This is a genomic window from Micromonospora sp. DT47 (assembly GCF_049844475.1).
Classification (GTDB): domain Bacteria; phylum Actinomycetota; class Actinomycetes; order Mycobacteriales; family Micromonosporaceae; genus Micromonospora.
On the sequence record NZ_JBNCLC010000007.1, the window covers coordinates 168,544 to 189,728 of the forward strand.

At 75.3% G+C, this 21,185-nt stretch carries 23 protein-coding genes; 12 read left to right on the plus strand and 11 right to left on the minus strand.

The genetic code is table 11. The annotated features are described in order from the left end of the window. The first annotated feature begins 67 nt into the window (after positions 1-67). The 3 genes from ACLQ2U_RS13780 to ACLQ2U_RS13790 all read left to right on the plus strand — a co-directional run bounded on the left by ACLQ2U_RS13780 (position 68) and on the right by ACLQ2U_RS13790 (position 3,446). Positions 68-1,699 (plus strand): RecQ family ATP-dependent DNA helicase, encoded by a 1,632-nt coding sequence (locus ACLQ2U_RS13780; RefSeq protein WP_425751005.1) that lies wholly within the window; start codon positions 68-70, stop codon positions 1,697-1,699. A 75-nt stretch (positions 1,700-1,774) separates the two neighbouring features. Beyond that, positions 1,775-2,278: a hypothetical protein gene (locus ACLQ2U_RS13785; RefSeq protein WP_425751006.1), complete on the plus strand. Its 504-nt coding sequence runs from the start codon at positions 1,775-1,777 to the stop codon at positions 2,276-2,278. A 133-nt stretch (positions 2,279-2,411) separates the two neighbouring features. Then, the gene (locus ACLQ2U_RS13790; protein WP_425751007.1) at positions 2,412-3,446 is read left to right on the plus strand and encodes a helix-turn-helix domain-containing protein; all 1,035 of its coding nucleotides are present in this window, start codon (positions 2,412-2,414) and stop codon (positions 3,444-3,446) included. A gap of 193 nt (positions 3,447-3,639) precedes the next feature. Here ACLQ2U_RS13790 and ACLQ2U_RS13795 read toward each other — a convergent pair whose 3' ends face one another. Genes ACLQ2U_RS13795 through ACLQ2U_RS13830 form a run of 8 tightly spaced genes read right to left on the minus strand, consistent with a single transcriptional unit; the run spans position 3,640 to position 12,330 of the window. After that, positions 3,640-4,623, minus strand: a complete 984-nt coding sequence (locus tag ACLQ2U_RS13795) for a DNA topoisomerase IB (RefSeq protein WP_425751008.1) — start codon at positions 4,621-4,623, stop codon at positions 3,640-3,642. Then, a complete protein-coding gene (locus tag ACLQ2U_RS13800) occupies positions 4,607-5,548 on the minus strand; it encodes a glycosyltransferase family 9 protein (RefSeq protein ID WP_425751009.1) in 942 nt (313 codons plus the stop codon). The genes ACLQ2U_RS13795 and ACLQ2U_RS13800 overlap by 17 nt, the downstream gene beginning before the upstream one ends. Further along, positions 5,545-6,246 (minus strand): SDR family oxidoreductase, encoded by a 702-nt coding sequence (locus tag ACLQ2U_RS13805; RefSeq protein WP_425751010.1) that lies wholly within the window; start codon positions 6,244-6,246, stop codon positions 5,545-5,547. Before ACLQ2U_RS13805 ends, ACLQ2U_RS13800 begins: the two co-directional genes overlap by 4 nt. After that, positions 6,243-7,718 carry a PfkB family carbohydrate kinase gene (locus tag ACLQ2U_RS13810; RefSeq protein WP_425751011.1) on the minus strand — a complete coding sequence of 492 codons (1,476 nt, stop codon included), beginning with the start codon at positions 7,716-7,718 and terminating at the stop codon, positions 6,243-6,245. Before ACLQ2U_RS13810 ends, ACLQ2U_RS13805 begins: the two co-directional genes overlap by 4 nt. A gap of 10 nt (positions 7,719-7,728) precedes the next feature. Next, positions 7,729-8,406: a D-sedoheptulose-7-phosphate isomerase gene (locus ACLQ2U_RS13815; RefSeq protein ID WP_425751012.1), complete on the minus strand. Its 678-nt coding sequence runs from the start codon at positions 8,404-8,406 to the stop codon at positions 7,729-7,731. After that, complete coding sequence (locus ACLQ2U_RS13820; RefSeq protein WP_425751013.1) at positions 8,406-9,623, minus strand: glycosyltransferase; 1,218 nt, start codon at positions 9,621-9,623, stop codon at positions 8,406-8,408. Before ACLQ2U_RS13820 ends, ACLQ2U_RS13815 begins: the two co-directional genes overlap by 1 nt. Continuing rightward, positions 9,608-10,582, minus strand: coding sequence for a glycosyltransferase (locus ACLQ2U_RS13825; RefSeq protein ID WP_425751014.1), 975 nt, complete (start codon positions 10,580-10,582; stop codon positions 9,608-9,610). Before ACLQ2U_RS13825 ends, ACLQ2U_RS13820 begins: the two co-directional genes overlap by 16 nt. Continuing rightward, a complete protein-coding gene (locus tag ACLQ2U_RS13830) occupies positions 10,579-12,330 on the minus strand; it encodes an HAD-IIIA family hydrolase (RefSeq protein ID WP_425751116.1) in 1,752 nt (583 codons plus the stop codon). Before ACLQ2U_RS13830 ends, ACLQ2U_RS13825 begins: the two co-directional genes overlap by 4 nt. 202 nt (positions 12,331-12,532) lie before the next feature. On the opposite strand from ACLQ2U_RS13830, the gene ACLQ2U_RS13835 reads away from it, so the two are divergent. Next, positions 12,533-12,727: a hypothetical protein gene (locus tag ACLQ2U_RS13835; RefSeq protein WP_425751015.1), complete on the plus strand. Its 195-nt coding sequence runs from the start codon at positions 12,533-12,535 to the stop codon at positions 12,725-12,727. A 90-nt stretch (positions 12,728-12,817) separates the two neighbouring features. Continuing rightward, complete coding sequence (locus tag ACLQ2U_RS13840) at positions 12,818-13,585, plus strand: polyprenol monophosphomannose synthase (protein WP_425751016.1); 768 nt, start codon at positions 12,818-12,820, stop codon at positions 13,583-13,585. A gap of 23 nt (positions 13,586-13,608) precedes the next feature. Here the strand turns inward: ACLQ2U_RS13840 and ACLQ2U_RS13845 are convergent, their stop codons facing one another. Next, on the minus strand, positions 13,609-15,213 hold the full coding sequence (locus ACLQ2U_RS13845) for a phytoene desaturase family protein (RefSeq protein WP_425751017.1): 1,605 nt from the start codon (positions 15,211-15,213) through the stop codon (positions 13,609-13,611). Between the two features lie 72 nt (positions 15,214-15,285). Between ACLQ2U_RS13845 and ACLQ2U_RS13850 the strand changes: the two genes are divergently transcribed. Next, positions 15,286-16,719 carry an aldehyde dehydrogenase family protein gene (locus ACLQ2U_RS13850; RefSeq protein ID WP_425751018.1) on the plus strand — a complete coding sequence of 478 codons (1,434 nt, stop codon included), beginning with the start codon at positions 15,286-15,288 and terminating at the stop codon, positions 16,717-16,719. 79 nt (positions 16,720-16,798) lie between these two features. Here the strand turns inward: ACLQ2U_RS13850 and ACLQ2U_RS13855 are convergent, their stop codons facing one another. Then, entirely contained in the window at positions 16,799-17,200 is a 402-nt protein-coding gene (locus ACLQ2U_RS13855) for a ChaB family protein (protein WP_425751117.1), read from the minus strand. Between the two features lie 152 nt (positions 17,201-17,352). On the opposite strand from ACLQ2U_RS13855, the gene ACLQ2U_RS13860 reads away from it, so the two are divergent. The 5 genes from ACLQ2U_RS13860 to ACLQ2U_RS13880 all read left to right on the plus strand — a co-directional run bounded on the left by ACLQ2U_RS13860 (position 17,353) and on the right by ACLQ2U_RS13880 (position 20,173). After that, on the plus strand, positions 17,353-18,336 hold the full coding sequence (locus ACLQ2U_RS13860; RefSeq protein ID WP_425751019.1) for a YihY/virulence factor BrkB family protein: 984 nt from the start codon (positions 17,353-17,355) through the stop codon (positions 18,334-18,336). A gap of 53 nt (positions 18,337-18,389) precedes the next feature. Continuing rightward, a complete protein-coding gene (locus ACLQ2U_RS13865) occupies positions 18,390-18,806 on the plus strand; it encodes a DUF2795 domain-containing protein (RefSeq protein ID WP_425751020.1) in 417 nt (138 codons plus the stop codon). A 55-nt stretch (positions 18,807-18,861) separates the two neighbouring features. Then, positions 18,862-19,323 (plus strand): SRPBCC family protein, encoded by a 462-nt coding sequence (locus ACLQ2U_RS13870; RefSeq protein ID WP_425751021.1) that lies wholly within the window; start codon positions 18,862-18,864, stop codon positions 19,321-19,323. 126 nt (positions 19,324-19,449) lie between these two features. Then, complete coding sequence (locus ACLQ2U_RS13875; protein ID WP_425751022.1) at positions 19,450-19,710, plus strand: hypothetical protein; 261 nt, start codon at positions 19,450-19,452, stop codon at positions 19,708-19,710. A gap of 256 nt (positions 19,711-19,966) precedes the next feature. Continuing rightward, positions 19,967-20,173, plus strand: coding sequence for a hypothetical protein (locus ACLQ2U_RS13880; RefSeq protein WP_425751023.1), 207 nt, complete (start codon positions 19,967-19,969; stop codon positions 20,171-20,173). Here the strand turns inward: ACLQ2U_RS13880 and ACLQ2U_RS13885 are convergent. Next, on the minus strand, positions 20,170-20,619 hold the full coding sequence (locus ACLQ2U_RS13885) for a hypothetical protein (RefSeq protein ID WP_425751024.1): 450 nt from the start codon (positions 20,617-20,619) through the stop codon (positions 20,170-20,172). The genes ACLQ2U_RS13880 and ACLQ2U_RS13885 overlap by 4 nt on opposite strands. Before the next feature lie 165 nt (positions 20,620-20,784). Here ACLQ2U_RS13885 and ACLQ2U_RS13890 point away from each other — a divergent pair, with 165 nt between their 5' ends. Next, positions 20,785-21,153 carry a DUF6401 family natural product biosynthesis protein gene (locus ACLQ2U_RS13890; protein WP_425751025.1) on the plus strand — a complete coding sequence of 123 codons (369 nt, stop codon included), beginning with the start codon at positions 20,785-20,787 and terminating at the stop codon, positions 21,151-21,153. Positions 21,154-21,185 lie beyond the last annotated feature (32 nt).

Below are 21,185 nucleotides of genomic sequence, written 5' to 3' on the forward strand. Positions count from 1 at the left end.
GCCGCCGGCCGGGCGGCCACCGGCGGATGGTTTCGGCGATGATCAGGTCGGGTACCTCCGGCCACCGATGAAGCTGTCCACGCACTCCATGACGTTGCGCCGCGCTGCGAAGAGCCTCTTCGGCTGGACCGCGCTACGGCCCAACCAGCTCGCCGCCATGCGCGCGGTGATGAAGCGACGCGACGCCCTGGTGGTCCTGCCCACCGGCGCCGGCAAGTCGGCGATCTACCAGATCCCGGCGAGCCTGATCCCCGGTCCGACGGTGGTGATCTCCCCGCTGCTGGCCCTGCAGCAGGACCAGATCGCCGCCCTCAACGAGCGGCAGCGCCCCGAACTGCGGGCGGTCCGGATCAGCTCCGACGAGACCCCGGCCCAACAGGCCCAGGCGATCACCGAGATCCGCGAGGGGCGGGCCGAGTTCCTCTTCATCACCCCGGAGGCGCTCAGCAACCCGGACCGGATGGCCGAGGTGAAGTCGCTGAAGCCGGCGCTGGTGGCGATCGACGAGGCGCACTGCATCTCCGCCTGGGGGCACGACTTCCGCCCCGACTACCTCGCGCTGGGCCACCTCATCGAGGGCATCGGCCGCCCGCCGGTGGTCGCCCTGACCGCCACCGCCTCACCGCCGGTCCGCGACGACATCATCGCCCGGCTCCGGCTGCACGACCCCGAGGTGGTGGTCTCCGGGCTGGACCGGCCCAACCTCTTCGTCGAGGTCGCCCACTGCCCCACCGACGACTACCGCTGGCGGCGGCTGGTCGCGCTGCTGCGCGACGACGAGCGCCCCGGCATCATCTACGTGCCCACCCGCCGCGCCGCCGAGGAGCTCGCCCAGCGGCTCACCGACGCCGGCTTCCCGTCGCAGTACTACCACGGCGGGATGCCCACCAACGCCCGACACGAGCTGCACGAGGCGTTCCTCGCCGACCAGGTCCCGATCATGGTGGCCACCTCGGCGTTCGGCATGGGCATCGACAAGCCCAACATCGCCTGGGTGGTGCACATGGCGCTGCCCGACTCCCCGGACAGCTACTTCCAGGAGATCGGCCGCGCCGGCCGGGACGGCGAGCCGGCCCGGGTGCTGCTGCTCTGGCGGGCCGAGGACGTCGGGCTGCAACGCTACTTCAGCGGTGGCCTGCCCAACGAGAACGAGCTGCGCGAGCTGGCCGCGGTGGTACGCAAGAAGGCCGGCACCAAGAAGGAGCTGCGGGAGGTCACCGGCCTCGGCGCCCGCAAGCTCGGCCAGTACCTGTCGCTGCTGGAGCAGGTCGGCGCGGTCGAGCCACGGGCCAAGCAGAACATCGGCGCGCCGCGCTACTCCCCCAGGCCGGCCGAGGCCGCCGCAGCGGCGCTCGCCGAGGCGGAACGCCAGCAGACCGTCACCCGCTCCCGGAGCGACATGATGCGCGCGTTCGCCGAGACCACCGGCTGCCGTGGGCAGGCGCTGCTGGCGTACTTCGGCGAGCAGATGTCGGAGATCTGCGGGCACTGCGACAACTGCCACGCCGGCACCAGCGTCGCCGACGCCGGGGCGGTCGGTCCGTTCCCGGTGCACAGCCAGGTCCGGCACCCGGAGTGGGGTCCCGGCCTGGTGCTCGGCTACGAGGAGGACCGGATGACGGTGCTCTTCGAGGAGGTCGGCTACAAGACGCTCTCCGTGCCCGTGGTGTCCGAACAGGGCCTGCTGACGCTGGACTAGCCTGAGCGGGCGCCGGCGGGCGCGCGGCACGAAACCACTGACAGTGACGATGACCAGGGCGAGAGGGGCTCAGTCGTGATCGAGCAACCGGCGTACACCGGGTTCGGCTTCTCCGACGAGGAATGGGGACTGCTGGTCGGCCTGCCGCAGTCGGTCCTGACCGCGGCGAGCGCCGCCGAGTCCGACGGCGGCCGGCGCACCCGGGCCGAGAGCGCCGCCGGGATGGAGACCATCTCCACCGGCCGGGAGTCGGCCAGCCCGCTGGTCGCGGCGGTGGCCGGGGAGCTCGTGTCCCGGGTGGGCGACCCGGAGGCCGGCGAGGAGCTGCCGGTGATCGCGCCGGCGGACCCGCAGGCGCTGATCGACGACGTGCTGGCCCGGGCCGGCCAGGCGGCGGGCCTGCTGGCCGCGCGGGTCGACGAGGGCGAGGCCGGGGCGTACAAGCACTGGCTGGTGGAGATCGCCGAGCAGGTGGTCGGCGCGGCCCCCACCGGCGGCCTCCTCGGCCTCGGCGGGGACCAGGTCAGCGACTCGGAGCGGCGCTTCCGCGACCGGCTCTCGCACGTGCTCAACGACTGACCGCGGCGTCCACGGTCCGCGCGAGCCCGCCCCGGGCCGCGCGGACCGTCGTTTCCGCCACCCCTCGCCGCACCGACCCGTGCAACTCGCTCAGAATGGAGCGCGACGTGCCGGCCGACGGGGAGGTGGGGAGATGCTGCACCGCGACGTCATCGACACCGAGCTGGTGCCACCGCGCGAGCGGTTCGGGATGTGGCTGGACCTGGTGGCGCGCACCGCCTCGCCGCTGCGGATGCGCACCGCGCATGCCGACGACTTCCGGGCGCAGGCCGAGCTCATCGGCCTCGGGCCGATCCAGCTGGTCCGCTACCGCTACCCCTCGCTGGACGCCGTCCGGACCGCCAAGCTGGCCCGGCAGACCGAGGTGGACTATTTCCTGCTCGCCCTCACCACCACCGGCACCGGTGCCTCCGGACAGGCCGGGCAGCAGAGCGTGATCCGGGCCGGCGAGTTCACCTTCTACGACGGGGCGCGCCCGCACGAGGTCAGCCACCACGGGGAGGACCACGGGCGCGAGCACGCCCGCTCCATCGTGGCGCTGATCCCGTACGGCGCGCTGCCGCTGCCGCCGGAACGGCTGGCGCCCCTGCTGGCCGGCCGGATGTCGGGAACCGAGGGGGTGGGTGCCCTGCTCGCGCAGTACCTCACCCAGCTGACCGCGCATCCGGAGCAGTACCACGCGGCGGACGCCGACCGGCTCGGCACGGTCGGGCTGGACCTGATCTCCACCATGCTCGGCCGGCACCTGGTGGCCGAGGACGCGGTGCCCCGGGAGGTCCGCCGGCGCGCCCTGCTCACCCAGATCCACGGCTTCGTCCAGCGGCACCTGGGCGACCCCGCGCTGAGCCCGCAGTCGGTCGCCGACGCGCACCACGTCTCGGTCCGCACCCTGCACCGGCTCTTCGAGCTGGAGGAGACCACGGTCGCGGCGTACGTGCGCGACCTGCGGCTGGAGCGGTGCCGGCGCGACCTCGCCGACCCGGCGCTGGCACAGCGGCCGGTCCAGGCGGTCGCCGCCCGCTGGGGCTTCCCGGACAAGGCCCACTTCAGCCGGGTGTTCCGGGCCGCGTACGGCGTGACGCCACAGGCGTACCGCACGGCTCAGCACGAACGGGCACGGATCGTCAACAGCACGGCATCCGTCGTCAACCCGGGGCCGACATACTGATTCCGGGCCGGCGGTCGGAAGACCGTTCCGGCCCACTGGTAACGGGGGGCCGCGGCGTGGCGCCCGTGGCATCAGCCACGGGCGGCCGCCCCGGTGCCGTTCCCGCCCGCGTGGCGGTGTCGCCAGCCGGTTCCCCCGGCCGCACCGACCCCGGCCCCGTCGCGCTTCCCCCCAGGACTCACGGCGGGGCCGGTCAGGCATCCTCCAGCAACTCCAGCACCGAGCGTTCGGCCTCCGTCCGGGGCGTCTCCGGCCGGACCGGCGCGACCACCCCGTCGTGGTAGAGGTCGACCACCCGGGGATCCACGTAGGACGTCCGCGCCACGGTGGGGGTGTTGCCGAGCAGCTCGGCCACCTCCCGCATGACCCCGGCCACCGCCCTCTTCCGCGCCGTCGCGGAACGCTGGACGCCCACCGTGGCCAGTTCGGTGGCGGCCAGCACGGTCGCGTGCCAGGTACGGAAGTCCTTCGCCGTCATCTCCCCGCCGCTGGCGTCACGCAGGTACCCGTTGACCTCGTCGCTGCGCACGTCGCGCCAGGCCCGGCCGTCCCAGTAGCCGAAGAGGCGCTCCTCGGACCGGCGCCGGCGGCGCAGGTTGGTCAGCACCCGGCACAGCTCCGGGTCCTCGATCCGGCGTACCTGGTCGATGCCGCCCTTGGCGGGGAACTCGAAGACCACGCAGCCGCGCCGGGACCGGGCGTGCTCCGGGCGCAGCGTGGACACCCCGAAGGTGGCGTCCTCACCGACGGCGTACTGGCCGTTGCCGACCCGGAACATCCCCATGTCCAGCAGCCGGGCGACCGTGGCGAGCACCCGGTCCCGGTTCAGTCCCCGGCCGTCCAGGTCGTGCGCGATCCGGTCCCGCAGTTTCGGCAGCCGGTGGGCGACCTCCAGCACGTGGTCGAACTTCGCCTCGTCCCGCTTGCGGCGCCACTCCGGGTGGTAGAGGTACTGCTTGCGCCCGGCCGCGTCGACACCGGTGGCCTGGATGTGCCCGTTCGGGTACGGCGAGATCCAGACGTCCTGCCAGGCGGGCGGGATGACCAGCTGGTTCAGCCGGGCCAGCTCGTCGAAGTCGCGGACGGGGTCGCCGCGCGGGTCGAGGAACGTCCAGTCCTCACCCCGCCGGCGGCGCCCGTAGCCCGCCCGGCCCGGGTCACTACGCCGCAATCGCATCGGACACCCGCACCGCCTCTGCCACCTCGTCCACGGCGGCCAGCACCTCGTCCACGGACAGGGCCGCCAACGTCGGATGCGTTCCGATCCTGGACGAAGCGGGCCGATACCGGTCACCGGCCCAGAGCACCCGGTGCCGGGGCCGGTCCGCCGGCGGGCCCCACCGCGACGGCGGCACCGGGCCGAAGAGCAGCACCGACGGGACGCCGTACCCGGTGGCGAGGTGGCCCACCCCGGTGTCCCCGCTGACCACCAGTCGGGCGCCGGAGACCAGGGCGGCCAGCTCGCCGAGGTCGGTCCCCCCGGCGAGCACCGCCGTCCCGGGCAGCCCCGCGCCGGCGGCCACCCGCCCGGCCAGCTCCCGCTCGTCCGCCGAACCGGTCACCACCACCCGATGCCCCCGGCCGGTCAGCTCGCGGGCGAGCGCGGCGAACCGCTCGACCGGCCAGCGCTTCTCGGGGATCTTGGTGCCGGGGTGCACGACGGTGCCCCCGGCCGGCATCCAACCAGGTGCCGGGCGGCGCAGGGCGAGGTCGGCGCGGTCGGCGGGGACGCCGTACCAGCCGAGCAGCCGGCACCAGCGGTCCACCTCGTGCTCCTCGTCGCGCCAGTCCGGGCCGTCGAGGTGACCGGCCTGCGGGCAGCGGAAGGCGAGCAGCCGTCCGGCGCCGGCCAGCAGCCGGTGCGACTGCGGGCCGCGCCCGTGCAGGTTGACCGCGACCGGTGGCGGCGGCCACCGCGGCGCGCCGAGCCCGTCGGTGGGCAGCAGCCGGTCGACGCCGCCGACCAGGTCGACCAGCGGCCCGAGCCAGGCCGGCGCGGCGAGCGCCAGCTCCCGGTCCGGGTACGCGGCCCGCAGCGCGCGCAGCGCCGGCACCGCGGTGGCCAGGTCGCCGACGCCGAGGGCCCGTAGCACCAGGATCACGGGTACGACGTCTCCTGCTCGGCGCAGACCACCAGCTCGCGTACCGCGCAGCCGGCCGGCTGGGAGAGCGCGAACATCACCGCGGCGGCGGTGTCGGCCGGGTCGTTGAGCTTCGCGTCCGGGCCGGGCCTGTACTGCGGGTCGCGCTCGTCGAAGAAGGCGGTCCGCATCCCGCCCGGGATCAACAGCGTGACGCCCACCTGACCGGCGAGTTCGGCGGCGAGCGCCCGGGTGAAGCCGACCACCCCGAACTTCGCCGCGCAGTACGCGGTGGCGTCGCTGACCGCCTTGATCCCCAGCGTCGAGGCGACCGTCACGATGTTGCCCCGGGATGCCTCCAGGTAGGGCAGCGCCGCCCGGACCACCGCCACCGTGGCGAGCAGGTCGACGGTGACGATCCGCTCCCAGGCGTCCCGGGGCACGTCAGCCAGCCGGCCGGGCACGTCCATGCCGGCGGCGGTCACCACCGCGTCCAGGCCGCCCGAGCGCTCGGCCAGCTCCCGGGTGGCCTCCTCGGCGGCCCGGGTGTCGGCCAGGTCGCACTCGATCCACGGCACCCCGTCGCCCGGCCGGTGCCGGTCCAGTACGAGAGGTCGGCCGCCGCCCCGGGCCACGGCGACGACCACCGCCGCGCCTAGCCCGCTCGACCCGCCGGTGACGAGGACGGTCGGGCCGGCACCGGGTGGACTGCTGGTCATCGTGCTCCCTCCGCCGTCGGCCGGTCGGCGCGGCGGGCGCCGGTGGGCGCTGCGGCGCCGCGCCCGCCGCGGGCCGCCGCGATCATGTCGGTGGTGGAGCGCCCGTCCAGGTACGGCACCACCACGGTGTTCCCGCCCCAGCGGCGCAGCATCTCGGCCTCCGGCAGGGTCGGCTCGTCCCCGCCGCCGGTGGCGTAGTCGCCGCCCTTGACCCAGATGTCCGGGCGCAGCCAGCTCAGCACCGCGTGCGGGGTCGGCTCGTCGAAGACCATCACCGCGTCGACGCAGCTCAGCGCGGCGAGCAGCCGGCTGCGGTCGCCCTGGGACGTCACCGGCCGGTCCGGGCCCTTCAGCCCGGCGACACTGCTGTCGGAGTTGAGGCAGACGATCAGGCAGTCGCCGAGCTGCCGGGCGGCCTGGAGGGTGGCGACGTGCCCGGCGTGCAGCAGGTCGAAGCAGCCGCCGGTGGCCACCACGGTGCCGCCGGCCGCGCGTACCTCGGCCACCACCGCGCCGGCCGCGGCGGTGCCGATCCGCTCCCCGCCGCCGCTGAGCAGCACCGCCGGGGGTGTCCGCACCGGCGGCGGGAGCGCGGCGGCCACTCCCCCGCCGGCCACGTACGCCGATGCCTCCGCCACCGCCTCCTGCACCGCCTCGGAGACCAGCGCCCCGCGGGCGAGGGCGATGCCCGCGGCGGAGGCGAACCGGTCCCCGGCCCCGCAGGTGTCCCCCTCGGCGCTGACCGGGGCGGAGACCACCAGCGGCGTGGCGCCGGCATGGCAGAGCAGGGCCCCGTCGCCGCCCAGGGTCACCGCCACCGCGCCGGCCCGCCACCGCTCGCGCAGCCCCTGCGCGCCCCGCGCGGCGGCGCCCAGCCGGGACCCGCCCGGCGGCACCTTGGCCAGCTCGCGCGCCTCCGCCTCGTTCGGGGTGGCCAGCTGCACCCCGGGCACCGCCGCCGGGCCGCGCGGGTGCGGATCCCAGACCACCGGCGCCCGGGTCGCGGCGAGCGCGGCACGCAGGGCCGGCAGCCGGGCCACCCCGCGGCCGTAGTCGCTGACCAGCACCGCGGATGCCTCGGCGATCAGCCGCAGCACCGCCTCGCCGGGCTCTCCCGGCTCGGCGGCCGCGCCGCCCCGGTCGTGCCGCAGCAGGACCCGGCCGCGCGCCCGCAGCCGGATCTTCTCCGGGGTGGCACCGGCCAGCGGCAGCGCGTACACCTGCACCCCGGCGGCGGTGAGCAGGGAGCTGAGCCGGGCGCCGCCGACGTCGTCGGCGAGCGCCGTCACCAGCGCCACCTCGGCACCCTGGGCGGCGGAGAAGACGGCGGCCAGGCCGGCGCCGCCGGGGCGGTCGACGTGCGCCGTCTCGTCCAGCACCGGCACCGGCGAGTCCGGGCAGAGCCGGTTCACCACGCCCTCGACGTCCCGGTCCAGCAGGGTGTCGCCGATGACCACCAGAGGACCCCTCACGCACGCCTCCTCATCCCGCGCCGACCCGCCGGCCCGCGCCGTCGACCACCACCTCGACCCCGGTCCGCACCGGCCCGGCGGAACCCACCGGCGCGGCGAGCGCCGCGGGCAGCGCCCGGTCGACGTACTCGCAGAGCACGTGGGTGGCCACCAGGTGCAGCTCCTGCACCACCTGGCTCTCCGGGGAGGCGACCGCGAGGACCTCGTGGCACGCCTCGGCGAGCGGGTTGGGGGCGGGCCCGGTGAAGCCCCAGCAGCGCAGACCGGCCTCCCGGCCGGCCCTCGCCGCGGCGAGCAGGTTGGCGCTGGCCCCGCTGGTGGAGATCAGCAGCAGCACGTCGTCGGGGCGGCCGTGGGCGCGGACCTGCCGGGCGAAGACCTCGTCGTAGCCGTAGTCGTTGGCGATCGCGGTGACCGCGGAGGTCTCGGCGTGCAGCGCGATCGCCGCCAGCGGCACCCGGTCGTCGCGGAGCTTGCCGACCAGTTCGGCGGTGAGGTGCTGGGCCTCGGCGGCGCTGCCGCCGTTGCCGGCGACCAGCAGCCGGCCGCCGCCCGCGAGGGTGCCGGCCAGCTCCGCGCCCCAGCGGGCCAGCCGCTGCTCCGCCGACCGGAACGGCAGCAGCGCCTCGGCCAGCAGGGTCAGGTGGGCGTCGAGCAGACCCGCGTCCCGGGTCGGCGCCGCCGTCATCAGGCGACCACCCGGGTCGGCCGGCGGACCGCGGCCACCTCGTCGTACACCTCCGCCAGCCGCTCCGCGGTGGCCGCCCACGAGTAGCGGTTCCGGGCCCGTTGCAGCGCGGCCGTGGCGTACCCGAAGCGGCGGATCCGGTCGTCGAGCAGGCGCTGGATCGCGGCACCCAGGGCCCGCGGGTCCCGGGCCGGGACCAGGTCGCCGGTGGTCCCGTCCACCACGGTGTCCTTGATCCCGCCCACCGCCGTGCCCACCACCGGCACCCCGCAGGCCATGGCCTCCAGCGGGGTGAGCCCGAACGGCTCGTACCAGGGGGCGGCGACCAGCAGGTCCGCCGACCGGTACCAGCGGCCCATCTCCTCGCGGGGCACCGCGCCGACCAGCTTCACCCGGTCGGCCACGCCACAGGTGGTGGCGAGCGCGCGCAGCCGGCGGGCGTACGGGTCGGTCTCCAGCAGGCCGGCCGGCGGGCCACCCACCACCACGCACTCGGCGTCGGGCACCAGGGCCATCGCCCGGATCACCGTCTGGAATCCCTTGCGTTCGACCAGCCGCCCGACGGTGAGGATCCGGGGCCGGTCGGGTTCCCGTTCGGCGGCGGGGCCGAGCGGGGCGAAGGTGGTGAGGTTGACCCCGGACGGGACGACCGTCATCCGGGACCGGGGGACGCCGAGCCGGACCAGCTCGCCCACCTCGTCCTGGCACTGGGCCACCACCCGGTCGACCGCGCACCCCAGCTCCCGCTCGTACGCGATGCGCCGGGCCGGGCTGGTGTCCTGGACGCCCTGGTACCGCCGCTTGACCGTGCCCAGTGCGTGGTACGTCTGCACCACCGGCACCCCGGTCTGCCGCCCGGCGGTGAGCGCGGCGAGCCCGCTCATCCAGAAGTGCGCGTGGATCACCTCGGGCGCCCAGTCGCCGCCCCGCCACCGCTCGACGAGCCAGTGACTGAACGGCTTCATGTGCGGCAGCAGCTCGTCCTTGGCCAGCGGTTCGGCCGGGCCGGCCGGCACGTGCACCACGTCGTACCCGTCCGGGGCGCGGACGGTGACGGGCAGGTCGACGGCGTCGCGGCGGGTGTAGACCTTGACGTCGTGCCCGGCGGCCACCAGCGCGGCGGAGAGCTCCGCGACATGCATGTTCTGCCCGCCGGCGTCCTCACCGCCGAGGACGGCGAGGGGGCTGGCGTGCTCGGAGATCATCGCGATGCGCATACTTCCTCCTCCAGCAGGCGGTCCCAGTCGGTGAGGAAACGGTCCAGGCCGTAGCGGGCCCGGGCGGCGGTACGGGCCTCGGCGCCCGCCCGGCGCGCCTCGGCGGGCTGCGCGACGAACCGCTCGGCGGCCGCCAGCAGGGCGTCGACCCGGGTGGAGAGCGCCCCCGCCCCGGGAGGCACGGCGAGCACGGCCTCGGTGGTGGCCAGCGCGACGACCGGCATGCCCATCGTCATCGCCTCGATCAGGCTCAGCCCGAGGGAGGTCCAGCGGCACAGGTGCAGGTACGCCCGGCGCCGGGCCAGCTCGGCGTGCATCCGGTGCTGCGGCACGTCGTCGTGGCTGGTCAGCAGCTCCTCCGGGAGGCCGAGGTGACCGGCGAGCCCGGCCACCTTCATGCCGAAGACGTCCAGCGGGGCGACCTCGGCGAAGCGGGGCAGCAGGTCGGTGCCGGTGACCCGCGAGCGGCGGACCGGCTCGTTGATCACCACGGCGAGCCGGTTCAGCTCCCCGGTCCACTCCACCTGCGGCGCGACCACCCCGTGCTCGACCACGGCGGTGCGGGTGCCGCCGTTGTCCCAGAAGAGTTCGTTGAAGTGGGTGACGTGGGTGAGCAGGAGGTCTTCCCGGTCGGCCATCGGGTGCCGGGTGTTGGGCACGTCCCCCTTGGGGGTGTTGTGCTCGACGTAGACCGCCGGCACGTCCCGGCCCACCCGGCGGCCCAGCCACTCGCAGGCCAGGTCGAACTCCTCGGGCCGTTGCAGCAGCACCACGTCGACGTCCTCCCGGCGCAGTTGCTGCGGGGTCACCTCGACGGCACTCTCCGGCCACGGATAGGTGCGGGCCCGGCCCAGCCCGTACGGGCCGCGGTCCGGGGTGACCGGCACCAGGTAGCGGTGCTTACCGTGCACGAAGGAGGTGGTCCAGGAGCCGTGCACGTGCCACACCAGGATGTTCATCGGGCGCTCCCGCCGGTGGCGGCCACCGCCGTCACGCCCGCCTGGGCGCCGCCCACCGCCGGCCGACCGGTCGCGGGAGGCGGCTCGGCCGGCGTGAGCGGCGCGGTCGCGGGCGGCGCGGTCGCGGGGACGCCGAGCAGGCGTACCGCCGCCAGCACCCGGCCCGGCTCGATCGCGGAAAGGCAGGGATGTCCGGGCACCGGGCAGACCGTGGCCCGGCTGTCCCGGCAGGGCGCGGCGGCGTCGCCGAGCCGTACCGCCGGCACCCGGTAGGGCCCCCACTGTCCATACGGGACGGTCGGGGCGAAGAGGCTCACCACCGGTACGCCGAGCGCGGCGGCCAGGTGCGCCGGACCGGTGTTGCCGACCACCAGCGCGCCGGCCCCGGCGAGCACGGCCGCCAGCTCGGCCAGCCCGGTCCGCCCGCCCAGGTCGATGCCGGCGTCCCCGGCCACCCGGGCGGTCAGCTCGGTCTCGTCGGGTCCGCCGGTGACCGCCACCCGGTGCCCGGCGGCGGTGAGCACCCGGACGATCCGCGCCGCCAGCTCGGGTGGGCAGGCCCGGGTCTGGACCGCCGAGCCGGGGTGCAGCACCACGTACCCGGGGCCGCCGAGCCCGGCCGGGGCGGGCGGCACGGCGTCGGTGCGGATCCGCAACCGGGGGTCGTCCCCGGCGGGCAGGGCGAACCCGGCGGCCACGGCGAGCGACAGCGCCCGCTCCGGTTCGGGCAGGCCGTCGGGCACCCGGTGCCGGACGTCGAGCAGCGAGCCCGGGTAGTCGTCGCTGATCGCGCTGATCCGGGCCACGCCGGCCATCCGCAGCAGCAGGGCCAGCGGCAGCGGGGACTGGTGGAAGGAGCTGAAGACGACGGCCTCGTCGACGGCCAGCCCGGCCAGCCGGGCGGTCAGCGCCCGCATGTCGGCCGGTTCGACCGGGGCGGGCGCGCCGTCGATCCACGGCAGCGGCCACTCGACCAGCTCGTCGACGCCGGGCAGCAGCGCGGCGGCGTCCCGCCCGCGCGGGCCGCAGAGCAACACGACCCCTTCGGCGCCGGCGGCGACCGCGCGGATGGCCGGGCCGGTGACCAGCACATCCCCGGCGGAGTCGCTGCGGACCACCAGTACGCGGCCGCGCGGCGGGCGCGACGGCGGCCCGGCCGCCAGGGCGGCACGGTCCAGGATCGCGGCCACCGCGGTGAGCAGGTCACGGGCGACGTGCGGGGCGGCGGCCACCTCGGCGGGCCGGGTGGCCGGGGTGGGCACCAGGATGCCGGCGGCACCGGCCGCGCCGGCGGCGGTCATGTCCGCGCCGATGTCCCCGACCAGCGCACACCGGTCGGGGGTGGTGCCCAGCGCCCGCGCCGCCGCGTGCACCAGGCCTGGGGCCGGCTTGCGGCAGGCGCAGCCGGCGCGCTCGTCGTGCGGGCAGATCTGCCAGGTGTCGAAGGGGCCCAGCAGTTCCTCCACCCGGGCGTTGACCCGCCGCAGGTCGTCGGCGGTGAACAGCCCGCGGGCCAGCCCGGACTGGTTGGTCACCACGCCGAGGCGCAGCCCGGCCGCGCGGAGCCGGTGCAGGGCCTCCCGGGCGCCCGGCACCGGCCGGACCTTCTCCGGGTCGCCGTTGTACGGCACGTCCTCGACCAGCGTGCCGTCCCGGTCCAACAGCACCGCGTCGTACAGGCCCGGCCGGGTCGCGGCCCGGTCAGACGCCGGGTCAACCCGGCCTGACCTGCGCTGATCCGGCTCCATCTGGTCCCGTCGCACGCGCGGCGGGTTCCCGGAGCCCTGAGGAGTAAACATCATCTACCCGGCGGTACGGCTCATCGCCGTCCGCGCCGGGCACGGGTCGCCGGTGCCGCCTTACCCGTCGCCCCGGAGAAGCTAACGCCGACCACGCCCGCCGGGTTTACTGGCGCTGAAGGCCGGGCTGTGGCCGGCCGGCGAAGCGATCGTGGTGTTCACCCTGGAACCGGTCGGCGACGGCGCCACCCGGGTCCGCATCGGTGAGGACTTCGCCGCCGGGCCGCTGCGCCGGGTCCGCAACAAGCTCAACGACCTGGTGCTGCACCAGCGTAACAACGAGACCCTGCGCCGGCTCTCCGACATCGCCAGCCGGCAGACGGCGGATGAGCGCGCGGAGCGCTGACCCCGGGGTCGCGGGGAACCTCGGCGGGGGCCCGGGCAGGCCACTAGCTACCCTTTGGGGGAACTTGTCGGCCGACTGAGGATGTCCGAGATGATCGAACCCGTGGAGCTGCCCTCGCCGTGGCGGGACGCGCGCCTGACCGTCGTGGTCCCCACCTACAACGAGGCGGGCAACCTCCCGGTGCTGGTCGACCGGCTTCTCGCCCTGCCGCTGCCCGGACTGAAGGTGCTGGTGGTCGACGACAACTCGCCGGACGGCACCGGTGAGGTGGCGGACAAGCTGGCCATCGAGCACCCCGACCGGATCCAGGTCGTGCACCGGGCCGGCAAGGAGGGTCTGGGCCGGGCGTACGTCGACGGGCTCAGCCGGGCGCTCGACGGCGGCGCGGACTATGTCGCGCAGATGGACGCCGACCTGTCGCACCCGCCGGCGGCGCTGCCCGGCATGCTCGGCGCGCTGCTCTCCACCCAGGCCGGCGTGGTGATCGGCTCCCGGTACGTGCCCGGCGGGCAGCTCGACGAGAACTGGCCGCTCTACCGCCGCGCGCTCAGCGGCTGGGCCAACCTCTACGTGCACACCCTGCTGCGGGTGCGGATCCGCGACCTGACCGCCGGCTTCAAGATCTGGCAGGCGGACGCGCTGCGCGACATCGACCTGAGCCGGGTGCAGTCGAACGGCTACAGCTTCCAGGTCGAGATGCACTACCTCGCCACCAAGCTGGGGCACACCATCCTGGAGGTGCCGATCCGCTTCGAGGAGCGCCGCGACGGCGACTCGAAGATGACCACCGCCACCAAGGTGGAAAGCGCACTGATGCCGTTCAAGCTCCGTACCCGGCACCGCAACCTGGACCGCTGACCCCCGGCCCGGGCGGTCGGGCCTCAGCGGTAGACCGCCCGGTGGGCGGCGTCGATCACCCCGGCATAGAGGCCGCCGGTGACCGCGCGGTCGCGGGCCAGCGCCGCCCGGGCGGCGTTCGCGCCGGGCGCGCCGTGCACGCCGCCACCGGGGTGCGCGGAGGAGCTGGCCAGGAAGAGCCGGTCCACCGGGGTGTCGGCGCGGCCCAGGCCGGGGATCGGGCGCAGGAACAACTGCTGGTACGCGGCCGCGGTGCCGCCGCCGAGCGCACCGCCGACCAGGCTCGGGTCGCCCTTCTCCAGGTCGGCCGGCCCGGCCACGTGCCGGCCGACGACCAGGCTGCGGAAGCCGGGGGCGGCGGCCTCCAGCACGTCCTCCATCCGGTCGACGTGCGCGGCGATCTCCTCGGCCCGCCACTCCCGCCGGAACGGCAGGTGGGTGTACGACCAGAGCGACTCGGTGCCCGCTGGCGAGTGGCTCGGGTCGGCGGTGGTCATCTGCCCGACCAGCAGGAACGGGTCGTGCGGCACCTCGCCCCGGGCCAGCGCGGCGGCGTACGTGGTGAGCCCGTCGAGATCCGCGCCGAGGTGCACGGTGCCGGCGGTGGCCACCGCCCGGTTGGTCCACGGCACCGGCGCGGAGAGCGCCCAGTCCACCTTCAGGGTGGAGCCGTCCCACTTGAAGTGGGCCAGGTCCGCCACGAGTCGGGGCGGCAGCAGCGCCGCGCCGACCAGGTCGAGGTAGAGCGCGGGGGCGGGCACGTCGGCCAGCACCGCCCGGCGGGCCCGCCAGGTGGCCCCGCCGACGGTGCGTACCCCCATCGCCCGGCCCCGGGCGGTGAGCACCCGGTCGACCCGGGCGCCGTAGGAGATCCGGCCGCCGCGCGCGACCAGGCGGTCGACCAGCGCGTCGGTGATCTTCTGCGCGCCGCCGACCGGCACCGGCCAGCCGACCTGCTGGCCGAGCATGGCCAGCAGCCAGCCGTGCACGCCGGAGCCGGCCTCCTCCGGGGAGAGGTCGGTGTGCAGCGCGCAGCCGGCCAGCAGCGCCGGGCCGCCGTCGCCGTCGAACAGCTCGTCGCCGAGCTTGCGGACCGGGACGACCAGCCGGCGGGCCAGCCGGAGCGCGCCGCCGACCCGAAGCCGGCGCAGCAGGGTCAGGCCGCCGCGCACCGGCGGGAAGGGCGTGGTGATGGTGCCGAGCATCGGGTCGGCCACCTCGAGCCAGTCGGTGTACGCGTGGTGCCAGCGCTGCCCGTCGCCGGGCGCGAACGCCTCCAGCGAGGCGGCGGTCACCTCCGGGTCCCGGTTGATCACCGCGGCCCGCCCGTCGGGCAGCAGGTGGGCCAGCACGTCGGGGGCGTGGGTCCACTCCAGGCCGTACCGGCCGAGGTCGAGGCGGCGCAGGACCGGGGAGGCGTACCCGAGCGGGTAGAACGAGCTGTAGAGGTCGCTGAGGTAGCCGGGGGCGGTCACCTCGGCGGAGCGCACCGCGCCGCCGGGCACGGCGGTCGCCTCCAGCACCAGGACGTCCCAGCCCGCGTCGGCGAGCAGGTTGGCGGCCACCAGGCCGTTGTGCCCGGCGCCGACGACGACGGCGTCCGCGGTCTCCGTGCCGGTCGTGATCACTGGATCCGCCTACCCGGCCCGCAATGGGGCGAAACGCGTTTGCCTCGCCGGGGCCGGGGCATCCACCGCCGCATGTACAGGGTTGAACAGCTCATCGGTGGAGTATGGGGCGCGGGCGGCGCGGGCGGCGAGCTGGTCGTGCACGATCCGGCCGACGGCTCGCCGGTCAGCACCGTCCCGGTGGCGACGGCGGACGAGGCGGCCAAGGCGGTGGAGGCCGCCCGGGGGGTGGCCGTGGAGTGGGCGGCGACTCCGGCGGCGGAGCGGGCGGCGGCCCTGCACCGGGCCGCGGACGCCCTGACGCAGGCGACCGACGAGCTGGCCCTGGCGACGACGGCGGAGATGGGCAAGCCCCTCGCCGACGCCCGGGGCGGGGTCGAGGCGGGCATCGGCACGCTGCGCCAGTATGCCGAGCTGGGCCCGCTGCGGGGCGGCCGGACGCTGCACGGCGGCACCGGCGCGATCGACTTCATGGCGCCGGAGCCGCGCGGCGTGGTCGCCGCGATCACCCCGTGGAACGACCCGGTGGCGGTCTCCTGCGGACTGCTCGGCGCGGCCCTGGTCACCGGCAACGTGGTGCTCTACAAGCCGAGCGAGCGGACCCCGGCGACCGGCTGGTTGCTGGCGAAGGTCCTGGACGGCGCGCTGCCGGCCGGGGTGCTCTCCCTGTTGACCGGCGGCGCCGAGGTGGGCGCGGCGCTGGCCGGGCAGCCGGTGGACATGGTCGCCCATGTGGGCTCGACCGCCACCGGCCGGGCGATCGCCGCGGCCTGCGCGCGGACCGGCGCGAAGGCGCTGCTGGAGAACGGCGGCAGCGACCCGCTGATCGTCGACGCGGGGGTGGACCCGGTCTGGGCGGCCGGGCAGGCGGCGGTCGGGTCGTTCGCCAACGCGGGCCAGATCTGCGTCGCGGTGGAGCGGATCTACGTGCACCGCGACGTGGCCGAGGACTTCGTCGACGCGCTGGTCGACCGGGCCGGGGCGCTGCGGGTCGGGCCCGGTCGGGACCCGGAGACCGAGCTGGGCCCACTGGTGGACCGGCGGCACCGCGACCACGTGCACGGGCAGGTGACGGCGGCGGTGGCCGAGGGGGCGACGCTACGCGCCGGCGGGACGCTGCCGGACGGGCCGGGCGCGTTCTACCCGGCGACGGTGGTCACCGGCTGCCGGCACGAGATGGCGCTGATCCGCGAGGAGACGTTCGGGCCGGTCGCGGCGGTGGTCGTGGTCGACTCGTTCAGCGAGGCGCTGCGCCGCGCCGCCGACTCGCCGTACGGGCTGGCCGGCACGGTGCTCACCCCCTCGATGAGCCACGCCCAGCGCGCCTGGCGGGAGCTGCCGGTGGGCACGGTCAAGGTCAACGCGGTCTTCGGGGGCGCGCCGGGCGGGGCCGCGCAGCCGCGCCGCGGCAGCGGCCAGGGCTTCGGGTACGGCCCGGAGCTGCTCGACGAGTTCAGCACGGTCAAGACGGTGCACCTGGAGGCCCCCGGCGGCGGCCACTGGTGACCTCCACCTCTTTTCACGGAACGAGTGGCTATTCCGCGCGGAATAGCCACTCGTTCCGTGAAAGAAAGTGCGTCCGCGGTCAGTCGCCGCGGGCCCGGCGGGTCTGCCGGTCGTTCGCCTTCTGGATCGCCTTGACCAGTTCCGGCTTGGTCATCCGGGACCGACCTGGCACCTCCAACTTCCGGGCCACCTCCATCAGGTGGTCCTTCGGGGCGTTGGCGTCCACCCCGGCGGCCGTGGGGGCCCGCCGGGCGGGTCCGCCGCCCTCGGCCTGGCGGTCGCTGGGACCCTTGCGACCCTTGGGCTCCCAGTGGTCGCCGACCTTCTCGAACTCGTGCTTGACCGAGGCGAACGCGGTGCGGTGCGCCCGCTCCCCCTCGCCGTAGGTCTCCACCGCCGAATCGTGCGTCTTCTCCCAGGTGCGCTGCGCCTTCTCCGGGGAGCGCCGCAGCGTGCTGGGCAACACCTCGCGCCCGGGCATCTCATCCTCCTCCGCGTCGTCTGGGTAGACGGTTCCCCGCGCCCTCATCGGCAAACTCCGCCGCCGGGTTTGTCGATTTTCGGCATCGGGTACCGGCGGGTCAGGCGAGGCCGGGTGCCGTCATCCGGCGGCCGGGGCGACAGGGAGCGGGCATGGCAGCGACGACGGGGCCGACCGCGGTTGCCGGCGGCCGACAGGGGCTGCGGCTGCCCCGCCGGGTACGCCAGCTGAGCTGGTCCACCTGGCGCGGGGCGCTGGTCCGCAGCGGGCGGAACTTCGTCAAGGACAACTGCGCCGACTGGGCGGCGGCGCTGACCTACTACGGCGTGCTCGCCGTCTTCCCCTCCACGGTGGTGGTGGTCGCCCTGGTGGGCCTGGTCTCCGACGGTGAGCGGACCGTGGACACGGTGCTCGACCTGGCCCGGGAGATCGGGGCCGGCTCGGTGGTCGGCAACGAGGGCTTCGTCTCCGTGGTGCGCACCGTGGTCGACCAGCAGAGCGGGGCGAAGGTGCTGCTCAGCTTCGGTCTGCTGGGTGCGCTCTGGTCCGCCTCCGGGTTCATCGGCGCGTTCACCCGGGCCTCCAACGCGATCTACGGGGTGCCGGAGGGGCGGCCGTTCTACCGGCTGCGCCCGCTGCAGATCGGCATGGCCGCGCTCACTCTGCTGCTGCTCGCGGTGGTGGCCACCGGGCTGATCGTCAGCGGCCCGGTCACCGACGCGGTGGGCGACCTGGTCGGTGCCGGGGGGCTGGCCCGCACGGTGTGGAGCGTGGCGAAGTGGCCCGTGCTCGCGCTGATCATGATGACCCTGCTGTCGCTGTTGTTCTGGATCGCCCCGAACGTCGGGCAGCCCCGGTTCCGCTGGCTGACCCCGGGCGGGGCGGTGGCGCTCTTCTCCTGGGTCGTCGCCTCCTTCGGTTTCGGCCTGTACGTCGCCAACTTCGGCTCCTACGACGTCACGTACGGCAGCCTGGGCGCGGTCATCGCTTTCCTGGTCTGGCTCTACCTGTCCAACTGCGCGCTGATGTTCGGCGTGCAGATCAACGCCGAGTTGCAGCGCGGGCGGGTGCTCCAGGCCGGGGCGGACGACCCGGGCGAGCCGGTGCTGCCGCCGAAGGCCGCCGCCGATTCGTGACCGGGTGCCGGGTTCGGCGTTTCCCGGGAGGCGCTGCGGGTAGCTCAGAAGGCATGGAACGTGGCAGCAGCAAGCACGGACCCAGGGTTGACGACAACATGAGCCAGGAGGTCAGCGGCCTCGTGCAGGGGCCGGGCGCCGCCGGCTCACGGGTCAACGAGTCCCGCCAGCCGGAACCGGCCGGCGAGGACCAGCCGGAGCCGAAGACGGTGACGGCCGGCGCGTCTCGCGGCGGCAACCCACAGGGGATGAGCGCCGACGATGTCGAGGGGCGCAGTCGACTCGGCCGGTTCATCACCATGACGGCCCTGCCCGGCGACCGCGAGACGCTGATCGAGAACGCCCGGGCCAACCAGGCGCCCGCCGACCTGATCGCCGAGCTGGAGCGGCTGCCCGACGGTATCCGGTACCAGACGGTTTCCGAGGTGTGGGCCGCGCTCGGGCACAAGAACGAGACGACGCGCTGGTGAGGCGGATCGGCCCACGATCCGCCCACGACCACCAGCGGGCAGAGGAGGAACCTTCATGAGCGGCGTTATCGAGCACGTGGACGTCTCCGTCCCGATCCGGACGGCCTATGACCAGTGGACCCAGTTCGAGGAGTTCCCCCACTTCATGGAGGGGGTGCAGGACGTCCGGCAGCTGTCGGACACGATGACCCACTGGACCGTGGAGATCGCCGGAGTCAGGCGTGAGTTCGACGCCGAGATCACCGAGCAGCTCCCCGATGAGCGGGTGGCCTGGAAGTCGTCCAGCGGCACCCAGCAGGCCGGCGTGGTGACCTTCCACCGCCTCGACGAGGGCAGCACCCGGGTGACCCTGCAGATGGACTTCGAGCCGCACGGCGTGGTCGAGCAGGCCGGCGACAAGCTGGGCGTGGTCGACCGCCGGGCCAAGGGTGACCTGGAGCGGTTCAAGCAGTTCATCGAGCGGCGCGGTCAGGAGACCGGCGCCTGGCGCGGGGCGGTCGACCGCCCGCAGCCCTGATCCCTCCCCCGAACACACACGTCCCGATGGCCGCCGGCACTCCCGGCGGCCATCGCCGTGTCCGGGTCCGGCCGCGCTGCCCACGGCTGGCCGTTTGCGATCACCGGCGCCGGGTACGGCGAAGGGATGACGGACAACGACGACAGGGTGTGGCGGGACGAGCAGAAGATCCCGCTGGAGGAGCTGGAACGGGCGATCGCCCGGTCCACCATCGACGGGCAGGCCGACGACGTCACCGGCAACGACGCGGGTGGGGAGGCCGCCTTCGGGCACGGGCCCGAGGCGGTCGACCGGGGCGCCGGGCCGGAGGCCGAGCGGCGCGAGATGACCGATACGGAGCGGGCGTACCGCCCGTCCACCACCGGACGGACCGGTCCCGACGTGTGAGCCGGACGACCCGGCGTCGACCGACCCCTGTGCCGGCGACGTGGCGGCATCCCCGGGTCAGGGACACCGCCGTGTCGCCGCACCGCGCCGGAACGGGCACCCATCCTGCCCCATCAGCCGAGAACGAGTCACGGCGCCCGCAGCGTCCCCCGAACCGGCAAAAATCAACGCCCGGACGGGCGGAAATCCGGACAGGTCGTCCAGAATCCACCGCTCGGCTGGCAGCAACCACAGGACGTCGAGCAAGACTTTCGGGATGCAACAGGGCTCCGGCATCCTCACCCCACGTCAGCGCCGCCTGGCCTGGCTCGGCTTCCTGCTCGCCGCGATCCACGCTCCGGTCGCCGCGAAGTTGACCGCCGACGACTCCTGGCTGTTCAGCCTCTGCGTCGCGCTCATGGTGGCCACCGTGATCATCGCCGACGACGCCAGCCGGCGTCGCACGGCGGACGCGACCGACTAGCCGTCGCCGCCGGGGCGCGCCTCGTGCCCCCGCCGGCCCCGGGTCCGGCGCCGCTCCTTCATCTCCGCCTCGTACAGGTGGCGTCGCCCCCCGACCAGCTCGTCGCGGGCCTGCCGGTCCAGCTCCCGGAAGAGCCCGTAGTAACCGTCGTCGAAGTCCTCGACGATCTGGAACGTCCAGCGCCCGGCGATCACGTTGCGACCGAGCATCTCGCTGGCGACCCGCTCGGCCAGCTCGTCGTGGCCAGCGGCCCGGAGCTGCTCGACCGCGTCGTCGAGCATCAGGTCGGCGTGCCCGATCAGCTGGTGCAGCTCGTAGAGGTGCCCGCGGGCCCGCTCCACCGTCTCCAGCGCCTCGCTGAGCTTGCCCAGCGCGGCCACCGTCTCGTCGGTCACCCCGTCGGGCCGGCGGTGCTGCTGGTCGGGGCCGTCCGCGTGCTGTCCCATCCGTCCCTCCACGGTGCCGGTTGCGCCCGTACGCGCGCCGTTCTCCTTCTGCCCACCCTCACCCGGGTCAATCCCCGCGGAGGAGGTCGGCCGACCGGAGGAGGACCCGGTACCGGCCGAGTGGCCGAGGCCGCGGCGGTTACCCGGTGGCTAACCTCGGTCCCCATGCGTGTGCCGCACCACCAGGTCGCGACCCGGACCGCCGCCAGCGCGGCGCGGTCCACCCTCGCCCTGCTCACCGCCTCGGTCGGCGCCGCCGGCCTCGCCGCCGCCGCCGCCCGCCCGGGCCTGCTCGCGATGGTCGACCAGCACGCCGCGGCGGTCCGCGACAGCCTGGACGGCGACCGCCGCCCGCTGACCCCGGCGGCCCTGGCCGGCTACGCCGAGGGGCTGCGTTCCACGGCCCGCGAGCACGGCCTGCTCCCGCCCGAGGGTGCGGCCGACTGGACCGAGCCGGAATGGCTGCTCACCCGCCTGCTGGCGGTCTGCGCGCTGGCCCGCACGCTCGACCCGCGCCACCTCGAACCGGCCTGACCCGGCCGGACGCGACGGGAGGGGGCGCCCGC

Bases quoted from the DNA above. Each gene is read 5' to 3' on its own strand.
- ACLQ2U_RS13780 (WP_425751005.1), top strand. From the start codon at position 68: ATGAAGCTGTCCACGCACTCCATGACGTTGCGCCGCGCTGCGAAGAGC.
- ACLQ2U_RS13790 (WP_425751007.1), top strand. From the start codon at position 2,412: ATGCTGCACCGCGACGTCATCGACACCGAGCTGGTGCCACCGCGCGAG.
- ACLQ2U_RS13795 (WP_425751008.1), bottom strand. From the start codon at position 4,623: ATGCGATTGCGGCGTAGTGACCCGGGCCGGGCGGGCTACGGGCGCCGC.
- ACLQ2U_RS13805 (WP_425751010.1), bottom strand. From the start codon at position 6,246: ATGACCAGCAGTCCACCCGGTGCCGGCCCGACCGTCCTCGTCACCGGC.
- ACLQ2U_RS13815 (WP_425751012.1), bottom strand. From the start codon at position 8,406: ATGACGGCGGCGCCGACCCGGGACGCGGGTCTGCTCGACGCCCACCTG.
- ACLQ2U_RS13820 (WP_425751013.1), bottom strand. From the start codon at position 9,623: ATGCGCATCGCGATGATCTCCGAGCACGCCAGCCCCCTCGCCGTCCTC.
- ACLQ2U_RS13825 (WP_425751014.1), bottom strand. From the start codon at position 10,582: ATGAACATCCTGGTGTGGCACGTGCACGGCTCCTGGACCACCTCCTTC.
- ACLQ2U_RS13830 (WP_425751116.1), bottom strand. From the start codon at position 12,330: ATGGAGCCGGATCAGCGCAGGTCAGGCCGGGTTGACCCGGCGTCTGAC.
- ACLQ2U_RS13840 (WP_425751016.1), top strand. From the start codon at position 12,818: ATGATCGAACCCGTGGAGCTGCCCTCGCCGTGGCGGGACGCGCGCCTG.
- ACLQ2U_RS13850 (WP_425751018.1), top strand. From the start codon at position 15,286: ATGTACAGGGTTGAACAGCTCATCGGTGGAGTATGGGGCGCGGGCGGC.
- ACLQ2U_RS13855 (WP_425751117.1), bottom strand. From the start codon at position 17,200: ATGCCCGGGCGCGAGGTGTTGCCCAGCACGCTGCGGCGCTCCCCGGAG.
- ACLQ2U_RS13860 (WP_425751019.1), top strand. From the start codon at position 17,353: ATGGCAGCGACGACGGGGCCGACCGCGGTTGCCGGCGGCCGACAGGGG.
- ACLQ2U_RS13865 (WP_425751020.1), top strand. From the start codon at position 18,390: ATGGAACGTGGCAGCAGCAAGCACGGACCCAGGGTTGACGACAACATG.
- ACLQ2U_RS13870 (WP_425751021.1), top strand. From the start codon at position 18,862: ATGAGCGGCGTTATCGAGCACGTGGACGTCTCCGTCCCGATCCGGACG.
- ACLQ2U_RS13875 (WP_425751022.1), top strand. From the start codon at position 19,450: ATGACGGACAACGACGACAGGGTGTGGCGGGACGAGCAGAAGATCCCG.
- ACLQ2U_RS13880 (WP_425751023.1), top strand. From the start codon at position 19,967: ATGCAACAGGGCTCCGGCATCCTCACCCCACGTCAGCGCCGCCTGGCC.
- ACLQ2U_RS13885 (WP_425751024.1), bottom strand. From the start codon at position 20,619: ATGGGACAGCACGCGGACGGCCCCGACCAGCAGCACCGCCGGCCCGAC.
- ACLQ2U_RS13890 (WP_425751025.1), top strand. From the start codon at position 20,785: ATGCGTGTGCCGCACCACCAGGTCGCGACCCGGACCGCCGCCAGCGCG.